The organism is Mesorhizobium sp. M7A.F.Ca.CA.002.05.1.1 (assembly GCF_003998335.1).
In the GTDB taxonomy this organism is placed as follows: domain Bacteria; phylum Pseudomonadota; class Alphaproteobacteria; order Rhizobiales; family Rhizobiaceae; genus Mesorhizobium.
Genome location: NZ_RZQI01000199.1, coordinates 1 through 7945 on the forward strand (window position 1 = coordinate 1; position 7945 = coordinate 7945).

The 7945-nt window shown below is 63.3% G+C and carries 9 protein-coding genes and 1 pseudogene; 8 read left to right on the plus strand and 2 right to left on the minus strand.

Annotated features, from left to right (window positions below; genetic code table 11):
- From EN939_RS12795 to EN939_RS12815, 4 genes are all read left to right on the plus strand, one after another.
- Positions 1-290, plus strand: a 290-nt coding sequence (locus tag EN939_RS12795) for a MarR family winged helix-turn-helix transcriptional regulator (protein WP_127268309.1), incomplete at its 5' end; no start/stop codon positions are given.
- Entirely contained in the window at positions 287-1099 is an 813-nt protein-coding gene (locus EN939_RS12800) for an enoyl-CoA hydratase family protein (protein WP_127268310.1), read from the plus strand. The genes EN939_RS12795 and EN939_RS12800, both read left to right, overlap by 4 nt.
- Before the next feature lie 229 nt (positions 1100-1328).
- Positions 1329-2477, plus strand: a complete 1149-nt coding sequence (locus EN939_RS12810) for an acyl-CoA dehydrogenase family protein (protein WP_127268315.1) — start codon at positions 1329-1331, stop codon at positions 2475-2477.
- A gap of 64 nt (positions 2478-2541) precedes the next feature.
- On the plus strand, positions 2542-2937 hold the full coding sequence (locus EN939_RS12815; protein WP_127268311.1) for a RidA family protein: 396 nt from the start codon (positions 2542-2544) through the stop codon (positions 2935-2937).
- A gap of 188 nt (positions 2938-3125) precedes the next feature.
- Here the strand turns inward: EN939_RS12815 and EN939_RS12820 are convergent, their stop codons facing one another.
- A complete protein-coding gene (locus EN939_RS12820) occupies positions 3126-4217 on the minus strand; it encodes an LLM class flavin-dependent oxidoreductase (protein WP_127268312.1) in 1092 nt (363 codons plus the stop codon).
- Between the two features lie 308 nt (positions 4218-4525).
- Between EN939_RS12820 and EN939_RS39710 the strand changes: the two genes are divergently transcribed.
- From EN939_RS39710 to EN939_RS12835, 4 genes are all read left to right on the plus strand, one after another.
- Positions 4526-4654 (plus strand): hypothetical protein, encoded by a 129-nt coding sequence (locus EN939_RS39710; protein WP_256755016.1) that lies wholly within the window; start codon positions 4526-4528, stop codon positions 4652-4654.
- Between the two features lie 71 nt (positions 4655-4725).
- Positions 4726-5523: an ABC transporter substrate-binding protein gene (locus EN939_RS12825; RefSeq protein WP_127268313.1), complete on the plus strand. Its 798-nt coding sequence runs from the start codon at positions 4726-4728 to the stop codon at positions 5521-5523.
- Between the two features lie 154 nt (positions 5524-5677).
- Entirely contained in the window at positions 5678-6352 is a 675-nt protein-coding gene (locus tag EN939_RS12830; protein WP_013527987.1) for an amino acid ABC transporter permease, read from the plus strand.
- 50 nt (positions 6353-6402) lie between these two features.
- A complete protein-coding gene (locus tag EN939_RS12835) occupies positions 6403-7677 on the plus strand; it encodes a cysteine desulfurase-like protein (RefSeq protein WP_127268314.1) in 1275 nt (424 codons plus the stop codon).
- 181 nt (positions 7678-7858) lie between these two features.
- Here the strand turns inward: EN939_RS12835 and EN939_RS12840 are convergent.
- A pseudogene (locus EN939_RS12840) lies at positions 7859-7945 on the minus strand (peptide ABC transporter ATP-binding protein); the annotation flags it as partial.

Sequence of the window (7945 nt, forward strand, 5' to 3'; positions counted from 1 at the left end):
GCATGCTGATGAGCGACCTGTCGCGCTTCCTGCTGGTCTCCAACGGCAATGTCACGGGCATCGTCGACCGGCTGGTTTCGGAAGGACTTGTCGCCCGCGCGAGGCGCAATGGCGACCGCCGCACGTCGATGGTGCGGCTGACCGAGGAAGGCACGCAAGCCTTCGCCACAATCGCCGCGGCGCATGAAGGCTGGATCGGTGAATTGCTGGGCAAGGTCAGCGAGGACGACGCGCGCCGGCTGACCGGCATGCTGACCTCGTTTCGCAGCAACTGGGAGGGACGCGAATGACCGCAATGGCCGGGCGCAAGCCGAAGCATTTCCTGTGGGAGGTCGAGGGCAGGATCGCCAAGGTCCGGCTCGACCGGCCGGAGCGCAAGAACCCGCTGACCTTCGACAGCTATGCCGAGCTGCGCGACACGTTCCGCGACCTCGTCTATGCCGACGATGTCGACGCCGTGGTGTTCCTCTCCAATGGCGGCAATTTCTGCTCCGGCGGCGATGTCCACGACATTATCGGCCCGCTGGTCAAGATGGACATGAAGGAGCTCTTGGCCTTCACCCGCATGACCGGCGATTTCGTCAAGGCGATGCTGAATTGCGGCAAGCCGATCATTGCTGCGGTCGACGGTGTCGCGGTCGGCGCCGGCGCCATCATTGCGATGAGCTCCGATATCCGCATCGCCACGCCGGAAGCCAAGACCGCATTCCTGTTCACCCGCGTCGGCCTCGCCGGCTGCGACATGGGCGCCTGCGCGATCCTGCCGCGCATCGTCGGCCAGGGCCGCGCCGCAGAACTGCTCTACACAGGCCGCACCATGACGGCGGCGGAAGGCGAACGCTGGGGTTTCTACAACCGGCTGGTCGATGCCGCCTCGCTGGAGGCCGACGCGCTCGATATGGCGGCGCGCATCGTTTCCGGCCCGACCTTTGCGCACGGCATCACCAAGACGCAGCTCAATCAGGAATGGTCGATGGGTCTCGACCAGGCGATCGAGGCGGAAGCGCAGGCGCAAGCGATCTGCATGCAGACCCGCGACTTCGAGCGCGCCTACAAGGCGTTCGTGGCCAAGGAAAAGCCGGTGTTCGAGGGGGATTGAGGGATGATGCATTCCGTGGAGACGTCGGCGGGACAGCGCCCCCCTCTGTCCTGCCGGACATCTCCCCCTCTAGGGGGGAGATTGGATGTTGCGTCGGTTTTCGCCAACCACCAGCGTGGCAGGATGAGCCGTGGCGGCGAAGCTGCCAATCTCCCCCCTAGAGGGGGAGATGTCCGGCAGGACAGAGGGGGGCACCGTAGAGCGCAACGCCTCAATTGCGGAGGCACCCATGCCTGACCGCTCCTTCCTCAACTGGCCCTTCTTCGAAGACAGCCATCGCGAGTGGGCCGAGCGCCTCGACGCATGGTGCTCAAAAAACCTGCCGGTCGATCACCATGATGTCGATGCCGCTTGCCGCGAACTGGTGGCGCAGTTGGGCCGGGACGGCTGGCTGAAACCGACGGCTCTCGACACCGACAATCCGGGGCCCCTCGACGTGCGCACTTTGTGTATCACGCGCGAGACGCTTGCCCGCCATGACGGGTTGGCCGATTTCGCCTTCGCCATGCAAGGGCTGGGTACCGGCGCGCTCAGCCTGTTCGGCACGCCGGAGCAACAGGAATGGCTTGCGAAGACACGTGCCGGCAAGGCGATATCAGCCTTCGCCCTGTCGGAACCGCGCTCCGGGTCGGATGTCGCCAACACGGAAATGACGGCGACCCGCGACGGCGACAGTTACGTTCTGTCGGGTGAAAAGACCTGGATCTCCAATGGCGGCATCGCCGACCTCTATGTCGTCTTTGCCCGCACCGGCGAGGCGCCGGGCGCCAAGGGGCTTTCCGCCTTCCTCGTGCCTGGCGACGCCAGGGGCCTTGGCATCGCGGAACGGCTGGAAGTGATCGCGCCGCATCCGCTGGCACGGCTGTCTTTCGATCAGGTCCGCCTGCCGGCCGCTGCGCTGATCGGCAGACCCGGCGACGGCTTCCGCATCGCCATGTCGGTGCTCGACGTGTTCCGCTCGACCGTTGGTGCGGCGGCACTCGGCTTTGCCCGGCGCGCGCTGGATGAAAGCATCAAACGCGTGGCCGAGCGCAAACTGTTCGGCGCGCCGATGGCCGAACTTCAGATGGTGCAGGGCCACATCGCCGATATGGCGCTGGACGTCGATGCGGCGGCGCTTCTGGTCTACCGCGCCGCCTGGACCAAGGACATGGGCGCCGCGCGGGTCACACGCGAGGCGGCGATGGCCAAGCTGTTTGCCACCGACAAGGCGCAAGAGGTGATCGACAAGGCTGTGCAGCTGCATGGCGGCGACGGTGTCCGCAGGGGCCACATCATTGAAAGCCTGTATCGCGAGATCCGCGCTCTGCGCATCTATGAGGGTGCCTCCGACGTTCAGAAAGTGGTGATTGCGCGGCAAGTGATGGGCGCTGCCTGACGGCAGAGATTTTGACGAGCTTTCGATTTTGAAAATTGGGTTTTGGAATACCGGGAGGTTTTGAATGCACAGGATTCTGCAGCCCGAAGGCTGGGCAAAACCTGTCGGCTACGCCAATGGCGTCGCGGCACGCGGACAGTTCGTCTTCGTCGGCGGACAGGTCGGCTGGAACGGGCAATGCCAGTTCGAGACCGACGATTTTGTCGGCCAGGTGCGGCAAACGCTTCAGAACATCGTCGCGGTGCTGGCGGAAGCCGGTGCCGGGCCGCAGCACATCACCTCGATGACCTGGTATTTCACCGACAAGGCCGAATACCTCGCCAACCTCAGGGGCATCGGCGAGGCCTATCGCGAGGTGATCGGCCGGCATTTTCCGGCGATGGCCGCCATGCAGGTGATGGCGCTGGTCGAGGATCGCGCCAAGGTGGAGATCCAGGCGATCGCCGTCATCCCGGAATAGGGAGTTCGTTCGTCCGGAGTAAACGCCCCTCGCTTCGTCATCCACGGGCGGAGCAAGGAGCGAAGCGACGCGGCGCAGACCCGAGGATGACGAAGTTGGGGAGGCTTCGGCAAATTCCGAATGCTCTACCTAAACTGATGATGAAATCCCTGACCGCCAACAGGCAGCCGCTTCCCGGAGCAAAGCTACTATTCGCGCAGTCCCGCCTTCCGCAAAATCGGCAGCACGTGATCGCAGAAATAGGGCAACTCCCTGGTGTAGTTGACGAAGGACAGCGCGATGCCCTGATAGCCATGCCCGGCAATGGCGGCCATGTCGGCAGCGATCGTTTCCGGCGTTCCGATCAGCGGGTAGGTGCCGGCGCCGCCGGCGAAGCGTTGCCGGTAGCGGTCATAGGCGTGCGGGTCGTGCGACTGCGAGAATTCCTTCTTGCCGGCCATGTGAGCATCGACCGCATCGTGGTCGGCCATATCGACCGCATAGCTGTTATAATAGGCCTGCGCCTCTTCCATCGTCGGGCGGCAGACGACATGCGCAACCGTGTAGACGCCTACGTCGCGGCCTGCCTTGTCGGCCCGTTCGCGGATATCGGCGACATGCTTGCCGGCATCGCCCATTTCGGAAAAGGTCGTGAACAGATAGTCGCACCGGGCAGCGGCGAAATCGCGGCCCGGCCCACCGAAGGCGGCGTTCATGGTCACCGGGCGCGGAACCTGCAGACTGGCCGGCCGGCTGACGGCTTCCTTGAGGCGGTAATAGGTGCCCTCATAGTCGAGCGGCTCGGCCGAGGCATAAAGCTTTTCCAGGATTTCGATCCATTCGGCCGCCTGATCGTAGCCCTTCTCGACCAAAGGCGTGCCAAACATGCCGAATTCCTTCGGGTTCCAGCCGCAGACGATGTTCAAGCCCGCGCGGCCCTGGCTGATATGGTCGACCGTCGCCAGCGCCTTGGCGGCATAGAGCGGATGCACCAGCGGCACATGCACGGTCATGAACAGCCCGATCTGTTCGGTGGCCATGGCAAGAGCCGCCGCCCAGGTGAAGGTCTCGAACGACCATTCCCGCACCTTGTTGCGGCCGCCAAAACCGCGCCAGCGCGCGATCGGCAGCATGAACTCCAGCCCGGCGCGGTCGGCGATCTGAGCCGCCGTCACATTATCCTGCCAGCTCGCCGTCCAGCGTTCCGGAACGTCTGTGATAGCAAGGCCGCCATCGGCATTGGTCGAAAAGACGCCAAGCTTCAGTCTGTTCGGGCCGTGCAAAGGGTGTGGTTTGTTCATGTCGCGACCTCCCGGCGAGAGAGCACACGCTAGGCCCGCGCGGAGATATTTCAAGCCTGAAATAGCTTCGGGTCGCCATCGCTCGCGGGTATCGGTTCCAGCGGGCCGCATGGTGTCCGCCACGCAACCGACACCGCAGCTTTTTAAGCTTAAAACTTTCGCCTTGAAAAGCGCCGCACTTTGGATAAGCATTCCACAGTCGATGGCGATTGCCTTTGCCGGACGGGCTTGCCGGCCAGTCCATCGTGCAGACCAGTCCATCGTGCCGGCCAGTCCATCGTGGGTGCTCCGGGTGGGAGTCTCAGTTCTTGTCGTTCATACTGTCCCAGTCATCATCCAATGCGCGCCATGCCTTCGATGAAGTGCGCGCGCAGATCCGCGATCTGCAACAAAAAATGTCGCCAACCATGACCGCATTGGTCGCTGCCATGAATTGACGCCCTGCGGTGCGGGGCGGCAAAAAACCGTGCGGGAGCAACCCGCCCGATCAACAACAGAGGGAACACAAATGAGCTTCACACGTCGCAAATTGCTTCTTCTCGCCGCCGCCATCGGCATCGCCGCCGGCCCCGCCACCGCTTATGCCGCCGATGTGCTCAATGTCGGCGCCTACCCGACCAATCCACCCTTCGAGTACAAGAACGAGAGCGGCACTTTCGAAGGCTTTGAAGTCGACATCGTCAACGAAGCCGCCAAGCGCATCGGCATGACCACCGACATCGCCGACCTCGGCTTCCAGGCGCTGTTTGCCGCCACCACCTCGAAGCGCATCGATGTCGCCATCTCGTCGATCACCATCACGGCGGAGCGGCTGAAGTCACAGTCGTTCACCCAGCCCTATTACGATTCCGACATGGGCATCGCCACCAAGACCGACAGCGCGATCAAGGCCGAGGCCGACCTCAAGGGCAAGATCATCGGCGTGCTGTCCGGCTCGACCGGCGAAACCTGGGTCAAGGCGCATCAGGAAGCCGATGGCTTCAGCGACGTGAAGGGCTACGACACGCAGCAGAATCTGCTGCTCGACCTCAGCGCCGGCCGCGTCGATGCGGCCGTCAGCGACATTCCGGGCATGGAGTATTCCTTCACCAAGATGAAGGACCTGGTCGTCAAGGAGCGCATCAAGACCGGTGAGCAATACGGCCTGATGATGACCAAGGACCACCCGCTGCTGGGCAAGCTGAACGATGCGCTGAGCGCGATGAAGAAGGACGGCACCCTGGCCGCGATCCACAAGAAGTGGTTCGGCAGCGACGCGCCGGCCGACTCTTCGACCATGAAGGAAATGCCGCTGCCGAAGGCCTGAGCTGAAAGCTGCGCTGACATCGTGCCGGCTTTCCAGGCCGGCACGATTCATTTCACGTTTTGGCGCCGGCTTCTGCCGCAGATCACCTCGCCGTCGACGAGGCCAATTGATTTTAACGTGAGCACTCTTCGCTCTGGGGTTCGGGAACGCTCCGATGTCGCTGATCGACACCTTCTTCAACCCCGATGTCATCATGTCCAGCCTGCCGGCGCTGCTGCGCGGCTTCCTGAACACGCTGCTGCTCGGCATTTTGAGCATCGGCATCGGGATCCCCATCGGCCTGGGGATCAGCCTGGTGCGGCTCTATGCGCCGAAGCCGCTGCGCTGGCTCGCGGTCGGCTACACCGACATCTTCCGCGCCCTGCCGGTGCTGGTCGTGCTGATCCTGATCTACTACGCGCTGCCCTTCCTCGGCATACGCCTGTCGTCCTGGGCCTCGGCGGTGACGGCCTTCGCCTTCATCATGTCGGCTTACTCGGCAGAAGTGTTCCGCTCCGGCATCGAAAGCATTCCGCGTGGCCAATTCGAGGCGTCGCAGGCGCTTGGCCTGCCGTTCCTCCTGACTTTGCGCAAAGTGGTGCTGCCCCAAGCGATCCGCGTCGTCATCCCGCCGATGACCAGCAACTGCGTTTCGATGTTCAAGGACACCTCGCTCGCCTCGACCGTGGCGCTGCCGGAACTCTTGAAGGAAGCGACCAACGCGCAGTCGCTTTACGCCAACCCCTCGCCGCTGATCGGCGCAGCCCTTGTCTATCTCATCTTTCTCTGGCCGATGGTCCGCCTCGTCAGCCTGCTTGAAGAGCGCTTCAAGACCGAAAAGAAGCGCTGACCTCGTCAACCGATCCCACCCCGCCCAAGTCCTCCGCAGGAGCCTACCCCGTGAACAAGCATCAAACCGACAATGCGAATGCCACCGCGTTCCCCGTCGACGCCATCCGCGCCATGTTTCCAGCCCTGCAACGGGCCGGCGACTTCATCTTTTTGGACAATGCCGCCGGCGCGCAAATTCCGCAGAGCGTGCTCGACGCGGTGACCAACCATCTGGTTTCGCACAATGTGCAGCGTGGCGGCCGTTATGGCCGCAGCGTCACTGTCGACCAGTCGGTCGCCGATGCGCGGACAAGCGTCGCGCTGCTCATCAACGCCTATAGCCCGGCGGAAATCTGCTTCGGCATGAACGCCACCTCGTTCATCCGCCTGGTCAGCCTCGGCATCGGCCAGATGCTGCAGGAGCGCGACGAGATCGTCATCACCGACATGGACCATGATGCCAACATCGCGACCTGGCTGGCTCTGGAGTCCGCCGGTGCAAAGTTCAAATGGTGGCGCATACGCGAGGACGGCAATCTGCATGTCGACGATCTGCGCCCGCTGGTTTCCGACCGCACCCGCCTCGTCGCCTGCACGGTCACCGCGCATTCGATCGGCTCGATCGTCGATGTCGCCGCGGTGGCCGAGATCGCACATGCGGCCGGCGCCGAAGTGTTCCTCGACTGCGTGCATTACGGACCGCACGGGCTGATCGACGTGCAGGCCTGGGATTGCGACTATCTCGTCTGCTCCGGCTACAAGAATTTCTCGCCGCATATGGGCTTCCTGTGGGGCCGCTTCGAAACGCTGAAGCGGCTGCCGACCTTCCGCGAGGATTTCATCCCCAACGAGCCGCCGTACAAGGTCGAGGCCGGCACCTTCATCTACGAGAACGTCTCGGGGATGGATGCCGCCGTGCAGTATCTGGAACTGATCGGCCGCAATCTGGCGCCGTCCAACAACCGCTCGCGGCGCGACAACATCGTCGCCGGCATGGGCGCCATCCGCGACTATGAGCTGGTGCTGGCGCGTGAGATGCTGGCCGTGCTGAAAGGTTGCGGCGCGACCATCTACGGCGTTGCCGACGAGGCCCGCATCAATGAGCGTGTGCCGACCTTCTGCTTCAACATCGGCACACTGTCGCCGCAGCGGGTCGTCGAGGAAATGGCCGAGATGCAGATCGGCATCCGCGACGGCCACATGTACGCGCCGCGACTGATGAAGCGTCTCAACCTCTCAATGGACAGCGGCGCAATCCGCGCCTCGCTTGTCCACTACAACACGGTCGAGGAGATTCACCGTTTCGGCGAGGCACTGCGCGCCATCATCGCCAAATTGTCCTGAGCGGCGGCCTCTCCAGCGTCGTCATCCACGGGCGGAACAAGGAGCGTAGCGACGCAGTGCAGACCCGAGGATCCATGCCGTGCCACGGTGCAGAATTCTGCTCCGCTGCACCCTTCGGCTGAGGTAACGGCATGGATCCTAGGGTCTGCGCGACGCTTCGCCCTAGGATGACGAAGAGACGTTAAGCCGCCTTCTTCTTCGCCAGTCTTGCCTTGATCGAGGCTACGTCGGCACGCGGGGTCGCGGCGAACAGCGTCCTGGTGTAGCT

Excerpts from the sequence above, each read along its gene's own strand:
- EN939_RS12820 (WP_127268312.1), bottom strand. The coding sequence starts at position 4,217 with ATGAACAAACCACACCCTTTGCACGGCCCGAACAGACTGAAGCTTGGC.
- EN939_RS12825 (WP_127268313.1), top strand. The coding sequence starts at position 4,726 with ATGAGCTTCACACGTCGCAAATTGCTTCTTCTCGCCGCCGCCATCGGC.
- EN939_RS12815 (WP_127268311.1), top strand. The coding sequence starts at position 2,542 with ATGCACAGGATTCTGCAGCCCGAAGGCTGGGCAAAACCTGTCGGCTAC.
- EN939_RS12810 (WP_127268315.1), top strand. The coding sequence starts at position 1,329 with ATGCCTGACCGCTCCTTCCTCAACTGGCCCTTCTTCGAAGACAGCCAT.
- EN939_RS12830 (WP_013527987.1), top strand. The coding sequence starts at position 5,678 with ATGTCGCTGATCGACACCTTCTTCAACCCCGATGTCATCATGTCCAGC.
- EN939_RS12800 (WP_127268310.1), top strand. The coding sequence starts at position 287 with ATGACCGCAATGGCCGGGCGCAAGCCGAAGCATTTCCTGTGGGAGGTC.